At 69.7% G+C, this 21,261-nt stretch carries 18 protein-coding genes; 11 read left to right on the plus strand and 7 right to left on the minus strand.

All coding sequences use genetic code 11. The features are described from left to right. Nucleotides 1–3: 3 nt before the first annotated feature. The gene (tdh, locus tag QE438_RS01230; protein WP_165394567.1) at nt 4–1,038 is read right to left on the minus strand and encodes an L-threonine 3-dehydrogenase; all 1,035 of its coding nucleotides are present in this window, start codon (nt 1,036–1,038) and stop codon (nt 4–6) included. 97 nt (nt 1,039–1,135) lie between these two features. Then, nucleotides 1,136–3,442, minus strand: a complete 2,307-nt coding sequence (locus tag QE438_RS01235) for a TonB-dependent receptor (protein WP_306993116.1) — start codon at nt 3,440–3,442, stop codon at nt 1,136–1,138. Nucleotides 3,443–3,608: 166 nt separating this feature from the next. On the opposite strand from QE438_RS01235, the gene QE438_RS01240 reads away from it, so the two are divergent. The 7 genes from QE438_RS01240 to QE438_RS01270 all read left to right on the plus strand — a co-directional run bounded on the left by QE438_RS01240 (nt 3,609) and on the right by QE438_RS01270 (nt 11,796). Next, nucleotides 3,609–5,666 carry a phospholipase C, phosphocholine-specific gene (locus QE438_RS01240; RefSeq protein ID WP_306993113.1) on the plus strand — a complete coding sequence of 686 codons (2,058 nt, stop codon included), beginning with the start codon at nt 3,609–3,611 and terminating at the stop codon, nt 5,664–5,666. A gap of 73 nt (nt 5,667–5,739) precedes the next feature. Then, on the plus strand, nt 5,740–7,014 hold the full coding sequence (gene folC / locus QE438_RS01245; protein ID WP_306993111.1) for a bifunctional tetrahydrofolate synthase/dihydrofolate synthase: 1,275 nt from the start codon (nt 5,740–5,742) through the stop codon (nt 7,012–7,014). 65 nt (nt 7,015–7,079) lie between these two features. Continuing rightward, on the plus strand, nt 7,080–8,090 hold the full coding sequence (locus QE438_RS01250; RefSeq protein ID WP_306993109.1) for an SPOR domain-containing protein: 1,011 nt from the start codon (nt 7,080–7,082) through the stop codon (nt 8,088–8,090). Between the two features lie 94 nt (nt 8,091–8,184). Further along, the gene (locus QE438_RS01255; protein ID WP_130516079.1) at nt 8,185–8,961 is read left to right on the plus strand and encodes a CvpA family protein; all 777 of its coding nucleotides are present in this window, start codon (nt 8,185–8,187) and stop codon (nt 8,959–8,961) included. A 43-nt stretch (nt 8,962–9,004) separates the two neighbouring features. Beyond that, on the plus strand, nt 9,005–10,474 hold the full coding sequence (gene purF, locus QE438_RS01260; RefSeq protein ID WP_306993107.1) for an amidophosphoribosyltransferase: 1,470 nt from the start codon (nt 9,005–9,007) through the stop codon (nt 10,472–10,474). A gap of 15 nt (nt 10,475–10,489) precedes the next feature. Then, nucleotides 10,490–10,978 (plus strand): T6SS immunity protein Tdi1 domain-containing protein, encoded by a 489-nt coding sequence (locus QE438_RS01265; RefSeq protein WP_306993105.1) that lies wholly within the window; start codon nt 10,490–10,492, stop codon nt 10,976–10,978. Next, complete coding sequence (locus QE438_RS01270) at nt 10,975–11,796, plus strand: ferritin-like domain-containing protein (RefSeq protein ID WP_306993103.1); 822 nt, start codon at nt 10,975–10,977, stop codon at nt 11,794–11,796. Before QE438_RS01265 ends, QE438_RS01270 begins: the two co-directional genes overlap by 4 nt. 167 nt (nt 11,797–11,963) lie before the next feature. Here the strand turns inward: QE438_RS01270 and lpxH are convergent, their stop codons facing one another. After that, the gene (gene lpxH, locus QE438_RS01275) at nt 11,964–12,707 is read right to left on the minus strand and encodes a UDP-2,3-diacylglucosamine diphosphatase (protein ID WP_306993100.1); all 744 of its coding nucleotides are present in this window, start codon (nt 12,705–12,707) and stop codon (nt 11,964–11,966) included. Nucleotides 12,708–12,788: 81 nt separating this feature from the next. Here lpxH and gltX point away from each other — a divergent pair, with 81 nt between their 5' ends. Both gltX and QE438_RS01285 read left to right on the plus strand, forming a co-directional pair. Further along, on the plus strand, nt 12,789–14,195 hold the full coding sequence (gene gltX / locus QE438_RS01280) for a glutamate--tRNA ligase (RefSeq protein WP_306993098.1): 1,407 nt from the start codon (nt 12,789–12,791) through the stop codon (nt 14,193–14,195). A 20-nt stretch (nt 14,196–14,215) separates the two neighbouring features. Further along, nucleotides 14,216–14,710, plus strand: coding sequence for a transcriptional repressor (locus tag QE438_RS01285; RefSeq protein ID WP_130516090.1), 495 nt, complete (start codon nt 14,216–14,218; stop codon nt 14,708–14,710). Between the two features lie 657 nt (nt 14,711–15,367). Here the strand turns inward: QE438_RS01285 and QE438_RS01290 are convergent. The 3 genes from QE438_RS01290 to QE438_RS01300 all read right to left on the minus strand — a co-directional run bounded on the left by QE438_RS01290 (nt 15,368) and on the right by QE438_RS01300 (nt 19,410). Continuing rightward, nucleotides 15,368–16,597: an MFS transporter gene (locus QE438_RS01290; RefSeq protein ID WP_306993096.1), complete on the minus strand. Its 1,230-nt coding sequence runs from the start codon at nt 16,595–16,597 to the stop codon at nt 15,368–15,370. After that, on the minus strand, nt 16,594–17,034 hold the full coding sequence (locus QE438_RS01295; RefSeq protein ID WP_306993094.1) for a MarR family winged helix-turn-helix transcriptional regulator: 441 nt from the start codon (nt 17,032–17,034) through the stop codon (nt 16,594–16,596). The genes QE438_RS01290 and QE438_RS01295 overlap by 4 nt, the downstream gene beginning before the upstream one ends. 318 nt (nt 17,035–17,352) lie before the next feature. After that, entirely contained in the window at nt 17,353–19,410 is a 2,058-nt protein-coding gene (locus tag QE438_RS01300; protein WP_306993092.1) for a TonB-dependent receptor, read from the minus strand. A gap of 99 nt (nt 19,411–19,509) precedes the next feature. On the opposite strand from QE438_RS01300, the gene QE438_RS01305 reads away from it, so the two are divergent. Next, a complete protein-coding gene (locus tag QE438_RS01305) occupies nt 19,510–19,917 on the plus strand; it encodes a MerC domain-containing protein (protein ID WP_130516096.1) in 408 nt (135 codons plus the stop codon). 122 nt (nt 19,918–20,039) lie between these two features. Beyond that, nucleotides 20,040–20,207, plus strand: a complete 168-nt coding sequence (locus tag QE438_RS01310; protein ID WP_130516098.1) for a 30S ribosomal protein THX — start codon at nt 20,040–20,042, stop codon at nt 20,205–20,207. Between the two features lie 664 nt (nt 20,208–20,871). Here QE438_RS01310 and QE438_RS01315 read toward each other — a convergent pair. Continuing rightward, nucleotides 20,872–21,252 carry a VOC family protein gene (locus QE438_RS01315; RefSeq protein ID WP_306993090.1) on the minus strand — a complete coding sequence of 127 codons (381 nt, stop codon included), beginning with the start codon at nt 21,250–21,252 and terminating at the stop codon, nt 20,872–20,874. Nucleotides 21,253–21,261 lie beyond the last annotated feature (9 nt).

Here is a 21,261-nt window from a genome sequence, read left to right on the forward strand (position 1 = left end):
ACCTCAGTTCCAGCTCAGCACGACCTTGCCGGCCTTGCCTTCCTCCATCAGGTCGAAGCCCTTCTGGAAGTCGTCGATCGGCAGTTGATGAGTCAGCACCTTGCCCAGCGGGAAGCCGCTCAGCACCAGCTGGGTCATCTTGTACCAGGTCTCGTACATCTTGCGGCCGTAGATGCCCTGCACGGTCAGACCCTTGAAGATGATCTTGTCCCAGTCCGCGCCGGCGCCGCGCGGCATGATGCCGAGCATGGCGATCTTGCCGCCGTGGTACATGCAGTCGAGCATGTCGTTGAACGCGCGCGGGTTGCCGCTCATCTCCAGGCCGACGTCGAAGCCTTCCATGTGCAGGTCGGCCATCACGTCCTTGAGCGAGGTATTGGCGACGTTGACCACGCGCGTGGCGCCCATGTCGGCGGCCAGCTTGAGGCGGAAGTCGTTGACGTCGGTGACCACCACGTTGCGCGCGCCGATGTGCTTGCAGATGCCGGCGGCGATGATGCCGATCGGGCCGGCGCCGGTGATCAGCACGTCCTCGCCGATCACGTCGAACTCCAGCGCGCAATGCGCCGCGTTGCCGTAAGGGTCGAAGAACGCGGCCAGCTCGGAGGGGATCTGGTCGGGGATCGGCCACAGGTTGGAGGCCGGCATCACCATGTACTCGGCGAAGGCGCCGTTGACGTTGACGCCGATGCCCACCGTGTTGGGGCACAGGTGCGGACGCCCGCCGCGGCAGTTGCGGCAGTGTCCGCAGACGATGTGGCCCTCGGCCGAGACGCGCTGGCCGACCTGGTAGCCGGTCACCGCCGATCCCAGCTGCGCGATGCGGCCGACGAACTCATGGCCGATGGTCAGGCCCGGCTTGATGGTGCGCTGGCTCCACTCGTCCCACAGGTAGATGTGCAGGTCGGTGCCGCAGATGGCGGTCTTCTCCAGCTTGACCAGCACCTCGTTGGGGCCGGGCACGGGCTTGGCGACCTGTTCCATCCAGATGCCCTTGCCCGCCTCGCGCTTGACCAGCGCTTTCATCGTGTCCGCCATGGTGCGTTGCAACCGAAGACAAAGAGGAGGCCAATTATAAGCCGCGGCCCGGCGTGGACCTTTCATCCACGCCGGTCCGCCGTCCCCGCTTGCGCGATCAGAAGCGCGCGTCGACCGTGAAGAACACCTGGCGCGGGGCGCCGGCCATCAGGGTCTGGTTGTAGCCGTCCGGATCGGAGGCGACGTAGCCGTTGGTGCCGGTGGTGGCGAAGTAGCGCTTGTCGGCCAGGTTGGTCACGTTGACCGAGACGTCCAGGCGGGAGAGCGCGCCGACGCGGCCGAAGTCGTAGCCGCCGCCGGCGTTGAACAGCCAGTAGCTGGGCACGCTGGAGTCGTTGAGGTAGGTGAGGTAGCGCTTGTCGGTGTACTTGCCGTCGATCGAGGCGTGCCAGCCGTCCTGCCGCCAGGACAGGCTGGAGGAGAACATCCATTCCGGCAGGCCGACGACCTGCTTGCCCTTGGTCGCCACCACGCCGTTGTTGAGGTAGTCGTCCTGGTACTTGGAGCGGTTCCAGGACAGGGTGTTGAGCCAGCTCAGCCCGTCGATCGGCTTCCACACCAGGGCCAGGTCGGCGCCGCTGCTGTCCACCTCGCCGACGTTGCTCAGGATCGCCGAGCAGGTCTGGATGGCGCTGCACGGGGAGATGGTCAGCAGGCGGTTGGAGAAGCGCGTGTAGTAGGCGCCGACCGAGGCCTCGTAGCGCTCGCCGTGGGTACGCCAGCCGGCCTGCACGGTCTGCGACTGCTCCGGGTCCAGGGTGTTCTTGAGCTGGTTGAACGTGGCCTGGTTGGTGGCGAACGGGCTGTAGCCGAAGGCGGCGATGTTCTTGCTGTAGGAGGCGTAGACGTCCTGCGCCTCGTCGAGCTTGTAGCTGATGCCGACCTGCGGCAGGAAGTGGTCGTCGGCCTTGATCGTGCCCTGCGCATAGCTGCTGCTTGGCACCAGCGAGCGCGCCTGGATCTGCGTGCTCACCGCTTTTGCGCCGAAGTTGAGGCTCAGCCGGTCGTCGAGCAGGCGCAGGGTGTCCTGCGCATAGGCCATGCGCGTGCGGATCTGGTACTTCTGCAGGAACTGGCGGTAGAACGGGTCGCCGGCCTCGTAGAAGTTGAACATGGAAGTGAACGGCCCACCCAGCTGGAAGTAGTTGCGCTCCTGGGTGTTCTGCGCGTTCTCGGCCCAGCCGCCCAGCTCGATCTCGTTGATGCCGATGTTGAACTTCAGCGCGGCGGTGCCGCCGAAGCGGTCCAGGCCGTAGTCGGTGGTGCGCATGGACAGCGGCACGCTGGCCGAGGTCGGCACGTACGGCGTGACCCATTGCCCCTCGCCGCGGTCGCCGTGGTAGTAGCCGGTCACGTCCAGCGAGACGGCGGGACTGAAGACGAAGCTGCCGGCCAGCGCGACCAGGGTGTCGTCGCGCAGGCCGGCGCCCCAGTAGTAGGTGGCGTCCAGCCAGTCGTAATCGGCCGGCAGGCCGGCCAGCGAGGCCGGATAGCCGTTGGCCACGCCGGCATAGGTGCCGGTGCGCTGATAGGCGCGCGCCATCTGCGCGGCGGTGGCCCAGTCCGGCACCAGGTAGTCGTAGTCCCAGCCCAGCACCTTCTGGCTGGTCAGCGACAGGTCCATGTAGTCCTGTTCCTTGCGCCGCGACTTGTCCACGAACAGGCTCACGCGGTTGCCCTCGCCCCAGGCGTACAGCGCCTTGGCGTTGAACTGCTCGTAGCGCTGGCTGCCGTCGCCCTTCCACTTGTCCATGTCCGAATCGGCATAGGCCACGTAGGCCGACAGGCCATTGTGCTCGCCGGTGTCCAGGCGCGCATAGGTGCGGCTGGCGTTGCGGTCGCCGACGGTCTGCGAGAAGCGCCCGCCGAACTCGGTCTCCGGATCGGCCGAGTAGAACTGCAGCGTGCCGCCCAGGTTGCTGTTGGAGGCCGTGCCCAGCGCGCCGGCGCCCTGCGCCAGCTCCACCGAGGCGATGTTCTCGGAGAGGATGGCGCGGGTGATGGACAGGCCGTTGGTGACGCCGTAGCTCATGTTGCCCAGCGGCACGCCGTCCAGGGTGAAGCCCAGTCGGCTCTGGTCGAAGCCGTGCAGGTAGATCGCGGTGGACCATTCGTAGGCGCCGGTGGCGTCGGCCGACTGGAACTGCACGCCGGGCAGCTTGTCGATCGCCTTCAGTGCGCTGCTGCCGGCAGGCAGGCGCTCGATGTCCTGCTGGTTGACGCGCTGCACCTGGCGGGTCGCGCCGCGCGCGACCACCGAGACCGCGTCGAGCTGCTTGGCATCGGCCGGTGCCGCCTCGGCCGCGTCGGCCGGCGGGTCGGCGGCCTGGGCCAGGCCGGAGATGGAGCAGAGCAGGGCGAGCGCCAGGGCGCTGCGGCGCGGCGTGGGAATCGAAAGTGACATCGGTGAAAGCCGTGAGGGAGGAGGCGGCGGAACGGTGTCACCGATTCATGAAGTTGCGATGACGAGGCGATGACGTCCCGGATGTCGTGCGCCTGACAAACATCTGGCGTATACCGCTGGGCGGCCGGCGCTGCGCCGGGCTTTCTTTCGTTTCCGAGATCTCGGTATGCACAAACTTTCGCGTCGCGACTTCCTGCAGCGCCTCTCGGCGCTGACCGCCGCCGGCCTGCTGCCTGCCTCCATCGGCCGCGCGCTGGCGCTGCCGGCGCAGGTGCGCAGTGGCACGCTGGCGGACATGGAGCATGTGGTGATCCTGATGCAGGAGAACCGCGCCTTCGATCATTACTTCGGCACGTTGCGCGGGGTGCGCGGCTTCGACGACCCGCGCCCGCTGCGGCTGCGCGATGGCGCGCCGGTGTGGCAGCAGCGCCAGGATGGCGGCGCGCCCGTGCTGCCCTTCCACCTGGACACGCGCGCCACCAGCGCGGCGGTGATGAAGAGCCTGGATCACAACTGGAAAGGCGCGCGCGGCCAGGACGCCGCGCGCTGGCAGCAGTACGACTGCTGGGTGCCGTACAAGGGCGCGCTGAGCATGGGGCATCTGCAGCGCGCGGACATCCCGTTCTATCACGCGCTGGCCCACGCCTTCACCGTGTGCGATGGCTACTTCTGCTCGCTGCACGGGCCGACCAATCCCAACCGCATGTATCTGTTCACCGGCAGCAGCGGGCTGAGCGTGGGCAACGACGGCGATCAGGCGGTGGACAACGTGGACGACGGCAACTGGACCGCGGACATGAAGCGCGACCGGGCCGACTTCGTCGGCCTGCGCTGGACCACCTATGCCGAACGCCTGCAGGAGGCCGGCATCGACTGGCGCGTCTACCAGGAGTACGACAACTACGGCGACAACCCGCTGTCCTCGTTCGCGCGCTTCCGCGCCATGGACGTGCGCGATCCGCTGTACCGGCGCGGGCGCGGGATCGTGCCTGGTTCCGACGCCGACAATGCGCAGCACAGCACCGCCCAGCACCTGGTCGATGCCTTCGCCGCCGACGTGCGTGACGGAAAGCTGCCGCAGGTGTCGTGGATCGTCGCGCCGTATCCGTACAGCGAGCACCCCGAGGCCACGCCGGCCCATGGCGAGTCGCTGGCCTCGCGCATCCTCGATGCGCTCACCGCCGTGCCCGAGGTCTGGGCGCGGACCTGCCTGATCATCAACTACGACGAGAACGACGGCTTCTTCGACCATGTGCCCGCGCCGCTGCCGGCGCTGGATGCGCGCATGGGCGCCAGCCAGGTCGAGGTGCGCGGCGAAAGCTACAAGGGCACGCCGGTCGGCCTGGGCGTGCGCGTGCCGATGACCGTGGTCTCGCCGTGGACGCGCGGGGGCTGGGTTGATTCGCAGGTGTTCGACCACACCTCGGTGCTGCGCCTGCTGGAGGCGCGCTTCGGCGTGGCCGAGCCGAACATCAGCCCGTGGCGGCGCGCGGTCACCGGCGATCTGACCAGCGTGTTCGACTTCGCCACGCCCGACGACTCGGCGCTCTCGGCCCTGCCGTCCACCGCCGACTACCTGCAGCGCATGCAGGCCGCCGCGCGCCAGCCCGCGCCGGTGGTGCCGGTGCCTGGCGCGCAGCCGAAGCAGGAGCCCGGCCAGCGCCCGGCGCGCGCCCTGCCGTACGCGCTGCAGGTGCACGCGCGCCAGGGCGAGGACGGGCTGCGCCTGGTCTTCGTCAACGACGGGCAGGCGGCGGCGGTGTTCAACGTCTACGCCGACGGCGGCGCGGCCGGGCCCTGGTACTACACGGTGCTGCCGGGCCGCACGCTGGAGGACGCGCCGCATGCGCTGCCGGCCGGCGCCTACGCGCTGGCGGTGCACGGGCCGAACGGCTTCCTGCGCGAGTTCGCCGGCGAGGGCCATGCCGCGCCGCTGGTCGAGGCCACGCAGCACGGCGAGACGCTGGTGCTGCAGCTGTCCAATCCCACGCGCACGGCGGTCGCGCTGCAGCTGCGCGCGCTGGACTACGCCGACCCGGCGCCGCGCAGGATCAGCTTGAGCCCGGGCGAGCGGCAGACCGTGCGCATCGAGGTGGCCCAGGCCGACCACTGGTACGACCTGGAGCTCACCCAGCCGGGCGGCGCCTTCCGCCGCCGCCTGGCCGGTCACCTGGAAACCGGCCGCCCCAGCCGCAGCGACCCGGCGATCGGGCGGGTGAGCTGAACGCGGCGGGCGCGCTTCGCGGTGCGGGCGGGGTGCGGTCACAATGGCGCCCCCCAACGTCCCGCACCGCACGATGTCCGTCCCCACCTCCCGCTCCCTGGCCGACTGGCTCAGCTACATCCAGGCCCAGCATCCCAGCGCCATCGAACTGGGCCTGGAGCGCGTGCGCGCGGTGGCCGGGGCGATGGGCCTGGGCAAGCCGGCGCGCCAGGTCGTCACGGTCGGCGGCACCAACGGCAAGGGCTCGACCGTGGCCTTCCTCGAGGGGATCGCCCGCGCCGGCGGCTGGAAGGTCGGCGCCTACACCTCGCCGCACCTGCGGCGCTACAACGAGCGGGTGCGCATCGACGGCGTGGAGGCCGACGACGCGGCGCTGGTGGAGGGGTTCGAGGCGGTCGAGGCCGCGCGCGGCCATACGCCGCTGACCTATTTCGAATACGGCACGCTGGCCGCGCTGTGGCTGTTCCAGCGCGCCGGGCTGGACCTGGCCGTGCTGGAAGTCGGCCTGGGCGGCCGGCTCGATGCCGTCAACGTGATCGACCCGGACGTGGCGGTGATCACCACCGTGGACATCGACCACACCGACTGGCTGGGCGCCGACCGCGAGGCCATCGGCAAGGAGAAGGCCGGCATCGCCCGGCCGTGGACGCCGCTGGTGCTGGGCGAGGTCACCGCGCCCTCCAGCGTGCTCGGCCACGCCTACGCCATCGGCGCGGCGGTGATCCAGCTGGGCAACGACTTCTTCCACGAGGCGGCCGAGGACGGCCAGTGGCGCTGGCGCGAGGTCGGCACCGAGCTGCTGCTGCCGGCGCTGCCGCTGGACGCGCCGGCCCAGCGCGCCAACGCCGCCACCGCGATCGCCGCGCTGCGCGCGCTGCCCGAGGAGCTGCCGGCCAGCGCCTTCGCCGCCGGCATCGCCCAGGCGCGCGTGCCCGGGCGCCTGCAGCGGCTGGAGCGCGCGGGCATCGAGATCCGCCTGGATGTGGGCCACAACCCCCAGGCCGCGCGCGAACTGGCCGCGTTCCTGGACCGGCACCCGGCGCGCACGCTGGCGGTCTACGCCGCGCTGTCGGACAAGGACGCCGCCGGCGTGGTCAGCGCGCTGGCGGGGCGGGTGGCGCGGTGGTTCCTGGCCGGGCTGGAGCCGGGCACGCCGCGCGGGCAGGACGCCGACGCGCTCGCCGCTCGCCTGGCCGGCACGCCAGCCGCGGCGGGTGAACGTTTTGCCGGCATCGCCGAGGCGCTGCACGCCGCGCTCGAGGCCGCCGCGCCGGGCGAGCGCGTGCTGGTGTTCGGCTCGTTCCATACCGTGGCCGAGGCGCTGGCGGTGCTGGATTCAGGCGCATGAGGAAAGCGCCGCGGCGTGCGCGCTTATAATTCGCCACTTCATCACCAAAGCCGTCGCCCAAGACGATGGATACCGCTTTGAGAAACCGCATCATCGGCGCCATCGTCCTGGTCGCCCTGGCCGTCATCTTCCTGCCCATGCTGATCAAGGGCCCCGCCAGCGACAGCGGCGTCTCGGATGTCTCCACCGATGTGCCCAAGGCGCCGGAGGGCCAGTTCGAGACCCGCGACCTGCCGCTGGTGACCCCCGGCCAGCCCGGCGCCAACGGCGCCACCGGCATGCCCGCCCAGCCCAAGCCGGCCACCGAGACGCTGACCCCGGCCGACGCGCCCAAGCCGGCCACCAACGCCCAGGGCCTGCCGCTGGCCACCGCCGGCGGCGACTACGCGGTGACCTTCGGCGCCTACGCCAGCCAGGCCGATGCCGATGTGGTCATCGACCGCCTGCGCCAGTCCGGGCTCGAGGCCTTCCGCCAGGAGGCCACCATCGGCGGCAAGCCGGCCTGGCGCGTGCGCGTGGGGCCGTACGCCGACCGCGCGCAGGCCGAGATCGCGCGCCTGGCCGCGGTCAAGGTGCGCAGCGACGTCAAGGCCGAAGTGATCGCGCTGGACGCCGGCAGCGACGCGCCGGCCACCGCGCCCGCGGCCTCCACGCCGCCTGCGGCCACGCCGGCCACGTCCAATCCCGACGCGGCCCAGCTGGCCTCCGAGGCGCCGCCGGCGGCCAAGCCCGCGCCCGCGGCCAAGCCTGAACCGGCCGCCAAGCCGGCGCCGGCCAAGCCGGCCGCGCCGGTCGAATCCAAGCCCCCGGTCGCCGCCGTGCCCAAGCCGGCCGCCACCGGCGTGGGCTTCGCCGTGCAGGTCGGCGCGTTCGGCAAGGAGGCCGATGCCAACAGCCTGCGCGACAAGCTGCGCGGCAACGGTTTCAGCGCCTTCGTCGAGCCGGTGTCCACCGACAGCGGCCGGCTGTTCCGGGTGCGGGTCGGGCCGGTGTCCACCCGCGCCGAGGCCGACCAGCTCAAGGCGCAGGTCGCCGCGCGCAATGGCCTGACCGGCATCGTCCGCCCGCATCCTTAGAGGCCTTGAAGGACGCCGGTTGGTCCAGGGAGGAAGACCGATGACTTCGAAGCGCGCCAATCCGTCCATCTCTTCACGGCGCCGGGAGTAGCCCGTGATCGACCTGGTCCTGGGCACGGTGATCGTGGTGTCCACCCTGCTGGGGCTGCTGCGCGGCTTCGTCGGGATCGTGGTCGGCACCCTGTCCTGGGTGCTGGCGGGCCTGGCGGCCTTCCTGTTCGGCGACCGCGCCGCGCGCCAGTTCGCCGACGGCGGGACGCCGGGCATGACCGACTACCTGGGCGGTTACGCGCTGACCTTCGTCGGGGTGATGATCGTGGTGGCGCTGATCGGCATGGTGATCAAGGCCTCGGTGCGCAACACCAGCCTCTCGGGCGTGGACCGCCTGGCCGGCGGCGGGCTGGGGCTGGTGCGCGGCGGGTTCTTCGCCTGTGTACTGGTGCTGCTGCTGTCCTTCACCCCGCTGCCGCACGAGGCGGCCTGGCGCCAGTCGCATCTGATGCCCCTGATCGCGCCCGGCGCGGCCTGGATGCGCGCTCAGCTGCCGGAACTGTCCGTGCCGCAAATGCCGGCGATGCCCGATCTGCGGGACATGAACGTGGACCGGTTACGCAACCTGGATCTCAACAATCCGGCCTTGTCAGGCGATAATGGCGCCCTCAACGACAAGTTCCAGCAGGCGGCCGCGCAGCTGCCGCAACTCGGGCAGACGGTGTCCGAGGCTCTGAAGGGCGACGGCGGACGCAGTGCCGGCCGCTGGCCCCAGCCCCTTGAAGACCCCGCACCGGGCGATCCGGCCCAGGTGCATCCCAACGAAGGCGACCCGGCGCGGGTCGTGCCAACGCCCAAGGGCCAGGAACGGTCGCGCTAGTTTCGCCACGTCACCTCGCAGCAAACCCGAGCGGAGAACACCCATGTGCGGCATCGTCGGAATCGTCGGTACCCAGAACGTCGCTGGCCAGCTCTATGACGGCCTGACAGTGCTGCAGCACCGCGGCCAGGATGCCGCCGGCATCGCCACGGCCAACGGCACCCGCCTGCGCGTGCAGAAGGCCAACGGCCTGGTGCGCGATGTGTTCGACGAAAAGCGCATGGCCGTGCTGGAAGGCCGCGTGGGCATCGCCCACTGCCGCTATCCGACCGCCGGTTCGGAGGGCATGGACGAGGCGCAGCCGTTCTACGTCAACTCGCCCTACGGCATCGCCCTGGCGCACAACGGCAACCTGACCAACACCGAGGCGCTGCGCCAGCAGGTGTTCGAGGCCGATCGCCGCAACATCAACACCGACTCGGACAGCGAGGTGCTGCTGAACGTGTTCGCCCATGAGTTGGACGCCCAGCGCATGCTCACCCCCGAGGCGGCGATCCGCGCGGTGGCCGGCGTGCACCGGCGCTGCCGCGGCGGCTACGCGGTGGTCAGCGTGGTGCTGGGCCTGGGCCTGGTGGCCTTCCGCGACCCGCACGGCATCCGTCCGCTGGTGCTGGGCAAGCGCGAGAGCGTGGAGGGCGACGAATACATCGTGGCCTCCGAATCGGCGGTGCTGGACATCCTGGGCTTCGCGCGCGTGCGCGACGTGCGCCCGGGCGAGGCGCTGGTGGTCACCGCGCGCGGCGAGCTGTTCTCCGAGATCTGCGCGACCAGCACCGAGCACGCGCCGTGCATCTTCGAGTACGTGTACTTCGCCCGGCCCGATTCGATGATCGACAACGTCTCGGTGCACAAGGCGCGCATGCGCATGGGCATGAAGCTGGGCGAGAAGATCCTGCGCCTGCGGCCCGACCACGACATCGACACCATCATCCCGATCCCCGATACCTCGCGCGATGCGGCGCTGGAGATCTCCAACGTGCTGGGCGTGAAGTACCGCGAGGGCTTCGTCAAGAACCGCTACGTCGGCCGCACCTTCATCATGCCGGGACAGGGCGAGCGCACCAAGTCCGTGCGCCGCAAGCTCAACCCGATCCATCTGGAATTCCGCAACCGCGTGGTGCTGCTGGTCGACGACTCGATCGTGCGCGGCACCACCAGCCGCCAGATCGTGCAGATGGCGCGCGACGCCGGCGCGCGCAAGGTCTACCTGGCCAGCGCCGCGCCGCCGGTGCGCCATCCCAACATCTACGGCATCGACATGCCGGCCGCCGAGGAGCTGGTCGCCCACGGCCGCACCGAGCAGGAGATCGAGGAATTCCTCGGCTGCGACTGGCTGATCTACCAGGACCTGGACGATCTGGAAACGGCCGTGCGCGAGGGCAATCCGCAGCTCAAGCGCTTCGATTCCTCGTGCTTCGACGGCGACTACGTGACCGGCATCGATCCGGGCTATTTCGAGCGCATCCAGCAGCTGCGCTCGGACGAGGCCAAGCGCAAGCGCCGCGCGGTCTGAGGCTGCCTCGCGTCGATGGCGATCACCCTGGAAGACCTGTGCGTGGCGCTGGGCGAGGACATCGACCGCGCCACGCTGCTGACCGACTGGGCCTGGCTGACCGGCGGCGGCATGCAGCCGCTGATGCTCAGCGTGGCCGGCGATGCCTTCGTGCAGGCCCGGCAGGAACAGGCCGTGTATTTCCTGGACTGCGTCGACGGCGTGCTGGAGAAGGTCGCCGACGATCTGCCTGAGTTCCTGCAGCGGCTGGGCGATGCCGAGTTCGTCGCGCACTGCTTCCGCTTCGACTTGGTCGCGCCGCGACTGCGCGCCGGCGAGGCGCTCGCCGCGGGCCAGGTCTGGGCCTTCCGCCTGCCGCCGGTCCTGGGCGGCGCGCGCAGCAGTGAGGCGCTGGAGCCGACCGATCTGAAGGCCTACCTGTCGCTGACCGGACAGCTGCACGCGCAGGTCGCCTCGCTGCCGCCGGGCGTGACCGTCGACGATCTCTCCCACGCGCTCGAATGAGCGCGGCGGTCGCGAGCCCCGCGCGCGAGCTGTTCGCCGCGGCGCGCCAGTGCCTGGATGCGGCCGATCCGGCCGAGAAGGTCGCCCTGACCCAGCGCTACGCGGCGGCCTTCGCGCGCGGCGAGCTGCCGTTGCCCGAGGACGCGCCGCCGCCCGATCCGATCCGCATGCCCGGCCGCCCGCCGCGACCGCGGCTGGTGCATCCGCGCGAAGTGCCCAAGCGCGGCCTGGGCAGCGTGGAGGGGCGCGCGGCCTTCGTCCATGCCATCGCCCATATCGAACTCAACGCCATCGACCTGGGCTGGGACGCGGTCTATCGCTTCCGCGGCCTGCCGCCGGCGTTCTACGCCGACTGGGTAGGCGTGGCCCACGACGAGTCGCGCCACTTCATGCTGCTGCGCACGCGCCTGCAGGCGCTGGGCTACGACTACGGCGACTTCGATGCCCATCATGGCCTGTGGGAGATGTGCGAGAAGACCGCCCACGACGGCCTGGCGCGCATGGCCCTGGTGCCGCGCGTGCTGGAGGCGCGTGGGCTCGACGTCACCCCGGGCATGATCGCCAAGCTGCGCGCGCTGGGCGACACCGATACCGTCGCGATCCTGGAGCTGATCCTGCGCGAGGAAGTGGCGCACGTGGCGGCCGGCTCGCGCTGGTATCGCTGGTACTGCGCCCGCGAGGGCGTCGAGCCGCGCGCGCGCTTCCGCGAACTGCTGCGCCAGTACGCCGGCGGCTATCTGCGCGGACCGTTCAATCTGGAAGCCCGCCTGCAGGCCGGCTTCGACGAGGACGAGCTGGCGGCGCTGGAAGCGCCCTGAGCCCGAGCGCGTTGGGGAAATGCGATGGAGTGAGACCCCACCTGTAGAGCGGAGCTTGCTCTGCTGGAGCTTTCCTCACGAACCGAACGAAGAGCAGCGGAGCAAGCTCCGCTCTACAGGCGGGCCGCGAGAGTTGTGGAGACAGTTGCTCCCGCCAGGCTTTGCCTCTATTGCACCGGCAGCGACTGCAGGTCGTAGCCCTGCGGCGTTACCCGCAGCACCGAGCCCTGCTCGTACCAGTCGCCCAGCACGATGCGGGTGCAGGCCTTGCCGTCGACGGTGAGTTCGTGCACGGCCGGGCGATGGGTGTGGCCATGGATCATGCGCGTCAGGCCGTAGCGCACGAAGCTGGTCTCGACCTCGGCCGGGGTGACGTCGGTCAGCGTCTCGAACTTGGCGCTGTCGTTCTTCATGCCGCCCTGATGCGCGGCGCTGGCCGCACGGGCCTGCGCGGCGAAGGCGATGCGCGCGGCCAGCGGCTGGGCCAGCATATGCGCCTGCCAGGCCGGATTGCGGGTCTGCGCACGCACCTGCTGGTAGGCCACGTCCGAAGTGCACAGCAGATCGCCGTGCAGCAGCAGCACTGGCTCGCCGTAGAGTTCGACCACGGCCGGGTCGGGCAGCAAACGCATGCCGCAGCGCTCGGCGTAGTCCTGGCCGAGCAGGAAGTCGCGGTTGCCGTGGATGAAGAACACCGCCACGCCCGCCTCGCTGACCGCGCGCAGCCCCTGGGCGACCTGGGTGGCCAGCTCGGAAGGGTCGTCGTCGCCCACCCAGGCCTCGAACATGTCGCCCAGGATGTACAGCGCCTCGGCCTGCAGCGCCTCCTGGCGCAGGAACCGCAGGAACAGGTCGGTGATGGCCGGACGGCTGGCGTCCAGGTGCAGGTCGGAGATGAACAGCGTGGTCATCGGCGCATGATACCGGCCCGGCCGCGTGGCGCCGGGTAAAATGGCGGCCATTCCCGTTCGCACGTTCCCCTTGGGCTCTTCATGACCTGCCGTACCCGCTTCGCCCCCAGTCCCACCGGCTATCTGCACATCGGCGGCGCGCGCACCGCGCTGTACTGCTGGCTGGAGGCGCGCCACCGCGGCGGGCAGTTCGTCCTGCGGATCGAGGACACCGACCGCGAGCGCAGCACGCAGGCGGCCATCGACGCGATCCTGGAGGCGATGGAGTGGCTGGGCCTGGACTACGACGAGGGCCCGGTCTACCAGACCCAGCGCATCGCGCGCTACCAGGAGGTGGCCGAGCAGCTGCTGGCGCAGGGCAAGGCCTACTACGCCTACGAGACGCGCGAGGAGCTCGACGCCATGCGCGAGGCCGCCATGGCCAGGCAAGAGAAGCCGCGCTACAACGGCGCCGCGCGCGAGCTGAATCTGCCGTACCGCGACGATCCCAACCGCGTGATCCGCTTCAAGAACCCGCTCGATGGCAGCGTGGTGTTCGACGACCTGATCAAGGGCCGCATCGAGATCGCCAATGCCGAGCTGGACGACATGGTGATCTTCCGCCCGGACGGCTACCCGACCTACAACTTCGCCGTGGTGGTGGACGACTGGGACATGGGCATCACCGAGGTCATCCGCGGCGACGACCACATCAACAACACCCCGCGCCAGATCAACATCTACCAGGCGCTGGGCGCGCCGGTGCCGAAGTTCGCGCACATGCCGATGATCCTGGACGAGCAGGGCGCCAAGCTGTCCAAGCGCACCGGCGCGGCCGACGTGATGCAGTACAAGGACGCCGGCTACCTGCCGCATGCGCTGATCAACTATCTGGCGCGACTGGGCTGGTCGCACGGCGATCAGGAGCTGTTCTCGCGCCAAGAGCTGATCGAGCTGTTCGACGTCAAGGACGTCAACTCCAAGGCCGCGCGCCTGGACATGGCCAAGCTGGGCTGGGTCAACCAGCACTACCTCAAGACCGACGCGCCGGAGACCATCGCCCCACAGCTGGTGTACCAGCTGGAGAAGCTGGGCGTGGACCTGGCCGCCGGCCCGGCGCCGGTGGACGTGGTGATCGCCCTGCGCGAGCGCGTGCAGACCCTGAAGGAGATGGCCGAGAAGGCCGTGGTCTGGTACCAGCCGCTGACCGAATACGACGAGGCCGCCGTGGCCAAGCACCTCAAGCCCGCCGCCGCCGCGCCGCTGGCCAAGGCGCGTGAGCTGCTGGCGGCGCTGGGCGAGTGGCAGGTCGAGTCGGTCTCGGCCGCGCTGCACGAGGCCGCCGCCGTCCTGGAACTGGGCATGGGCAAGGTCGCCCAGCCGCTGCGCGTGGCCATCACCGGCACCCAGGTCAGCCCGGACATTTCCCATACCGTGTACCTGGCCGGCCGCGAGCAGGCCTTGAAACGCATCGACGCGGCGCTTATCAAGACCGCGCAAGCCGCCTGATCCCGTAAGGAACGAGCCCCATGGCCGCCGCCAAGCCCGCCTGCATCGCGCCCCATCATCATGTGCACAACGCCGAAGGCTTCGTGCATGCGGTCGAGCACGCCTGCGGCGAGCGCGGCCTGCGCCTGACGCCGATCCGCGCGCGCGTGCTGCGCCTGATCGCCGAGGCCGGCAAGCCGATCAAGGCCTACGAGCTGCTCGACCTGGTGCGCGCTTCCAAGGGCGTGGGCGCCGATGCGCCGCCCACGGTGTACCGCGCGCTGGATTTCCTGATGGCCAACGGCTTCGTGCACAAGCTCGAGTCGGTCAACGCCTTCGTCGCCTGCCACCACCCCAACAGCGCCGCGCATTCGGTGCCGTTCCTGATCTGCGACCGCTGCCATTCGGCGGTGGAGCTGGAGGATCGGGTGGTGGTGGATCAGCTGGAGGCGCGGGCCAAGGCGCTGGGGTTTCAGCCGCAGGCGCAGACGCTGGAAGTGCATGGGTTGTGTGCGCGGTGCGCGGAGGCGCAGTAGTTCGCTTCACCCGTGCTGGGGCTTGCGGTTCGCGGGCTCTTCTTTACAAGCAAGGGCTTTAAAGCTTGTGGAGCAAAAGCTTTCGTGCGGCTTCGCCGCCCGACCTACCTTTCTTTGCTTGTGCAAAGAAAGGTAGGCCAAAGAAAGCACACCCCGGCGGTCGGCTTTTCGCTGCGCGAAAAGTTCGCTCCGGCCGCCGGGAATTTTTGGAAGGGACATCCATGTCCCTTCCAAAAACGACGCGCGTCCTGCGCGTCGCCCTTCGGGTTTGACCCGTCGTCCTCCGCCCGACCTCAAGGGGGAGGTAGGGCAACAGCAGAATCAAGAACCAAAGCAAAAGCCAAAGCCAAAGCACAACGGCTTCGGCTGTTGTGGTTGCTTCTGCTTTGGACTTTCAGACCCCCGTGAGGCACGGCGGAGGGGCGAGGACAAGACCCGCAGGGCGCCGCACAGGGATGTGCGGCGTTTTCCGAGGGGACAGGATGTCCCCTTGGAAAATCCCTCGCCCCGGAGCGGACCTGCGCGCAGCGCAGGCGTGCCGCCCGGGGCGTGTTTCTTTGCCTACCTTTCTTTGCACGAGCAAAGAAAGTAGGTCGGGCCGCGAAGCGGCACGAAAGCTTTTGCTTTAAACCACAGCAAGAAGCGCATTGTCGAGCCTCACGCCAGCGCTGGTCGAGCTTCCAAAGCCCGCTCCCGGATCGGCAGATTCGCCACCGCCGCCACGAGCGCCAGCGCCATGTCCGCATACCACATCCACGTGTAGCTTCCGGAGCGTTCCAGCGCCACGCCGCCCAGCCAGGCGCCGAAGAAGCCGCCGATCTGGTGCGAGAGCAGGGTCAGGCCGAACAGCGTGCCCAGGTAGCGCGGTCCGAAGCGCTTGCCGATAATGCCGGCCGTGGGCGGCACGGTCGCCAGCCAGGTGAAGCCCAGCGCCGCGGCGAAGAGGTAGAAGGTCATCGGCGTGGGCGGCGAGATCAGGTACAGCGCGATCAGCAGGGCGCGGCTGCCGTACATCGCGGCCAGCACGTACTTCATCGGCATGCGCTGGCCGAGCGCGCCGGCGGTCAGGCTGCCGGCGACGTTGAACAGGCCGATCAGGGCGATCGAGGTGCCGGCCACGCTCGGCGAGAGGCCGCACAGCGCCACTTCGCCCGGCAGGTGCGTGACCAGGAAGGCGATGTGCACGCCGCAGGTGAAGAAGCCCAGATGCAGCAGCCAGTAGCTGCGGTCGTGCAGGGCGAGGCGCAGCTGTTCGCGCAGGGTCAGGTGGGCGGCCTCGGCGGCGTGGGCGATGGCCGCGGCCGGGTCGCCCCGGCGCGGTTTCAGCAGCGGGGCGATCAGCGGCAGCGTCAGCAGCGAGGCGAAGGCCAGGCCGAACATGGCCGCCGACCAGCTGGCCACGCTGATGCCCAGCGTCACCAGCGGCGCGAAGAGGAACTGCCCCAGCGAGCCGCCGGCGTTGATGACGCCGGAGGCGAAGGAGCGCCGGGCCGCCGGGATGTGCCGGGCGGTGGCGCCGATCAGAATCGAGAAACTGCCGGCCCCCGCGCCGGCCGCCGCCATCAGCCCCAGGCTGAGGATCAGGCCGGCCTGGCTGGTCATGAACGGGGTCAGCGCGCAGCCGGCGGCCATCAGCAGGCCGCCGAACACCAGCACGCGCGCCGGGCCGTGGCGGTCGGCGATCGCGCCGAACACCGGCTGCACCGCGCCCCACACCAACTGCCCGATCGCCAGCGCGAAGCTGATCGAGGCGATGCCGATCCCGGTGCTGGCGGCGATGGGTTTGACGAACAGGCCCGTGGTCTGGCGCACGCCCATGGTCAGCAGCAGCATCGTCGAGGCCACCGCCAGCAGCAGCCACGGTGTGCGCGGGGCGGTCGTGCTCATGCGGCCTCCCGCAGCGGACGCAGCGCCGCATGCAGGGCATCCAGGTCGTCGTTGAGGCGCCGCATCGGGCCGGCGCCGAACAGCGCGGTCATCTGCGCTTGGGCCTGCTGCCACAGCGGGATCGCCTGGGCGATGGCGCGCTCGCCCTTGGGCGTGAGTTGGATCAGGCGCTGGCGCGCGTCTTCGCCGCGCGCCTCGCGCAGCAGGCCACGGGCGAGCAGCGGCCTGAGATTGCGGGTGAGCGTGCTGCGGTCCATGCCACAGACCTCGGCCAGTTCGCCCAGCGTGCGCGTGCCCTTCTGCGCGCGGCGCAGGATGGAGTACTCGTTGAGGCTCAGGCCGATCGCCGCTAGGGCGCGGTCATAGAGCTGCGAGGCCTGGCGCGCGGCGCGGCGCAGTTGGAAGCAGGTGCAGGCGGTGTCCGGGGGCAGGGGCATGACGGGGCTCCGGCGGGTGTCGGCTCGCATGATGCATGCATATGCACGCATTCTGGAATCCGACTTTCCGCAACGCCGGATTCCACGCGCATGCGGGTCCGGCGACGTCGCGCCAGCGCCGCTGGCGGATCAGGCCTTTACCCAAGCGACCTCAGTCCCGCTTGTGATGCGTGCAAAAAAAAACGGGCCGGAAGACAGGGGAACGTCTTCCGGCCCGCAATCCCGTGCGGCAGCGCGGGGAGAGAGCAGATGCGCCACGCACGGGGTGCGCTTGTAGCGCGCGCCCCTCCGGTGGGAGGGGACGCGCTCTGTCTTGGATCAGAAGAACACGCGCACGCCGAAGGTGCCGTTGCGCCCGGGCAGCATCACATCGTCCTTGAGGAAGGAGGTGTGCACGCGCGCGTCCTGGTCGAGCAGGTTGTTGCCGTCCAGGAACACTTCCCACGCGGTCGAACCGGTGTCGATGTGGTAGGCCAGGTGGGCATCGACCATGGTGTAGCCGGCGGTCTCGGTCTCGTTGGCGCCCAGCTTGTCCTGCTTCATGTAGCGCGTGGCGCCCAGCGAGGCGCGCCAGTTGGTGGCCTGCCAGCGCAGCTGCGCACCGAAACGGCCCGGCGGAATGCGCGGCACGTTGCCGCCATCGTTCAGACGGGCGCGCACGGTGTCGCCGAACACGTGCAGATCCCAGTCGCCGGCGGTGTCGGACTTGGCCAGGTGGAAATCGGCCTCGCCCTCGAAACCGTGGAAGGTCGCATCGGCCTGGGTCCACTGGCGGATCGGCAGGTAGTCGTCGTCCTCCTCGTGGTACCACTGGCCGCCGGTATCGGCCACGTAGATGAAGTTGTTGTAGCGGTTGTAGTAGGCCGAGAGCTTGGCATCCATCCAGTCGTTGCTGTACTGCAGGCCCAGCTCGGCCTGGTTGGCCTTTTCCTTGTCCAGGGTCGCATCGCCGATCTCGTAGGCCAGCGTGGCGATGTGCGGGCCGTCGGCGAACAGTTCCTCTTCCACCGGCGCGCGCTCGGAGTGGTCCAGGTTGGCGGTCAGGCGCCAGCCTTCGGCCAGGCCGAAGCCGAAGCTGGCCGAGAAGCTGGTCGGCTTGAAGTCGGGCGACAGGCCAGTGTCGGTCTCGTACTTGACCCGGTCGATGCGCGCGCCCAGCTCGGTGGAGAAGCGGCCCCAGGCGTTCTTGGTCACCGCGAACAGGCCGACCGACTTGGTGTCGGTCTTGGGCACGAAGGATTCCTCGCCCACGGCGCGGAAGGTGCTGTCGGTGCCCTGCAGGCCGATCGCGCTCTGCCAGCCGCTGTCGGCGCTGAATGTCGCTTCCACGCGGCCCTCGTTGGCGCGCTTGAAGAAGCTGGTGCCGACTTCCTCGCCCTCGAACTCGGTGTGGTCGTAGCGGGTGTGCGAGAAGCTGTAGCGCAGGCCGCTGCCGGCGCCCCAGGGATCGTTGAGGCCGCCCTTCACGTCGAAGCGGTCCTGGTGCAGCTCCAGGTGCACGCCGCGCTCGCCCTGGGCCAGGTCGCCCGGCTCGCCGGGGTTGCCGTAGCTGTCGTTGAAGCGCGAGATCGAGGCGCCGAAGAAGCCCCAGTCACCGGACAGCGACGCGCCGAACGAGCCGGTCTTGGTGTCCTGGAAGGTGTTGGCCTGCGGCCCCTTGGGCGTGTCGTAGTCCTTGGCGTTGCGGTAGACGCCGTCGGCGTGGATCGACAGGCCGCCGTTGCCGGCGTCGATGCGCGCCATGCTGGTCTGGCCGTCCTTGTCTCCGAAGTCCACGCGCGTCTCGGCGCGGCCGGTGACGCCCTGCACCGGCGTCTCGGCGATGCGGCCGTCGACCACGTTCACCGCGCCGCCGATGGCGCCGTTGCCGTAGAGCAGGGTGGACGGGCCCTTGAGCACCTCGATCTGGTCGGCCAGGAAGGGCTCGATCGCCGGGGAGTGGTCCTGGCTCACGGTGGACACGTCCTGGGTGATCATGCCGTCGGACATCACCGCCACGCGCGGGCCGTCGAGGCCGCGCATGATCGGCCGGCCCACGCCGGGGCCGAAGTTGGACGACTGCACGCCGGGGATGCCCTGCAGGGTCTCGCCCAGGCTGGAGGCGCGCGCCTCGTCGAGCCGCTCGCCGGCCAGCACGTTGACCGGCTGGCTCAGGTCGTCGGCGGCGCTGCGGAACGGGTCGGCGGTCACCTTGATCGCGTCCAGGTCCTTGGCATGCAGATGCTCGGCGCGGCCGTGGCGGCTGTCGCTGGACGGGGCGGTGGCCGCCTCCTGGGCATGGGCGCCGAAGCCGATCAGGGCCAGGCCGAGGGCGGCGGCGAGCGGGGCGCGTGACAGCGCGGACACACCGGCGCTGCGGAAGGAAGATCGCGTCATAAATGGCAACTTCTGGGGAGGGAGGTCATCAGGAAACATTAACGTTATAATATATCGACATCAACTCGGTGCCTGGCCCGAAAGTCATACTCCACCCGCATGAGCTCTCCCTTCCGTTCCTGGCTGGACCGCATCGGCGCCACCGGCTCCCTGGTCTGCGCCGTGCACTGCGCGGTACTGCCGCTATTGATCGCGCTGCTCCCGGCGCTGGGGCTGTCGGCCTGGCTGGGCGAGGGCTTCGAGCGGATCTTCGTGGTGTTCGCTTCGCTGCTGGGGGTGTTCAGTCTGGCCGCGGGCTATCGCCGGCATCGGGTGCTGCGCGCGCTGGGCGTGCTGCTGGTCGGGCTGGCGGTGCTGTGGGTCGCGGTGCTGTACCCGCCGCTGCATCACAGTCTGGTGCCGCATGCGGTGGCCATGACCTTCGGCGGCACGCTGGTGGGCGTGGCGCATCTGGTGAATCTGCGGCTGAACCACGGCCACGTCCACGACGCGCGCTGCGCGCACTGAGGGCCTGGCCGGCCTGTGGTGCCCCGCGGGGCTGTGGTAGCCTCTCCGGCCCTGCGCGCCGGCCTTCACGTCGGCCGCGCACTCGCCGCAACCGGCGGGCCACCAACACGAGGAGTACGCAGATGGGCAAGGGTGATCGCAAAACCGCCAAGGGCAAGCGCTACAACGCCAGCTATGGCAATTCGCGCAAGCACGGCGCCGCCGTCGCCGCGCCGGTGACCGCCAAGTCGGTCGCCAAGTCGCCGGCCAAGAAGGCCGTGGCGAAGAAGACGGTGGCCAAGGCCGGCTGATCGCCGCCTTCCATCGCTCTGCAGACAGAAGCGCGGCGCCTTTGGGCGCCGCGTTTTCTTTTGGGTTTTCGGCTGGCGTGCGAGGTCGGTGAAGCGGACTTCGCCGGCCAGCCCGACCCGGTCAGGCGTGGTTTCTCGGCTCGGTCTGCCGACACCGGGATGGGAAAGGACTGACGGCGCCGCATGCTTCGGTGGGAGCAACTGTCTCTCAGTTCAAGCCGCGGCCAATTCAAGCCGCGGCCTTCTTGTAGAGCGGAGCTTGCTCCGCTGCGTTTCGGCTGGATCATCGGCAAGCCCCAGCGGAGCAAGCTCCGCTCTACAGGTGGGAGCCGCCATGGCGGCGATGAGGCTTTACCGGGAAGGCCCCATCGCCGCCATGGCGGCTCCCACATGGATCGGGTCGGCGCTCCGAGAGAGGAAAGGTCAGGACTTCTTCGACCCGCAGTCTTTCGACTTGACGCGCGAGGCAGCGGGCCGGCGGGCAGTGGCCGCGCCTAGCGAGGCAGGAGCCGAGCGCCCGAGTCAGGGCAGGATGCCCTGATCGAGGGAGAAGCGGCCACTGCCCGCCGGACCGCTGCCCCTCCGAAGTCGAGAAGCTCGCGCACGAAGATGCACGGAGATCCTTCGATCAGGAGTAGCGCCTCTTCCGTATCCGCTTCAGCCGCTAAAGCCGCTGGCCGACGTCGATGCGGTTGCCATCCGGGTCGGCGAAGACGAAGCCGCGCAGGCCATAGTCCGCGTCGCGCAGCGCCTTGATGATGCGGGTGTCGGCCTGCTGCAGATGCGCGTAGAGCCCGGCCGCGTCGTCGACCAGGAGATGCGCCAGGTTGCGCCGGTCCGGCTTGTGCGACCGGTCCAGGGAAAGGTGCAGCTCCGCCGCATCCTTCTTGAGGATCACGAAGCCCACCGGGCTGCCGTTCTCGAAGGTCTTGGCGAAGCCCAGGACGCCGACGTAGAACGCCAGCGCCCGCGCGATGTCGGCGACCGGCAGCGTCGGGGCGATCCGGCCGAAGGCGAAGGGGTGCGGGGATGAGGTCAGGGACATGCATTGAAC

This window comes from Pseudoxanthomonas sp. SORGH_AS_0997 (genome assembly GCF_031453535.1).
Taxonomy (GTDB): domain Bacteria; phylum Pseudomonadota; class Gammaproteobacteria; order Xanthomonadales; family Xanthomonadaceae; genus Pseudoxanthomonas_A; species Pseudoxanthomonas_A winnipegensis.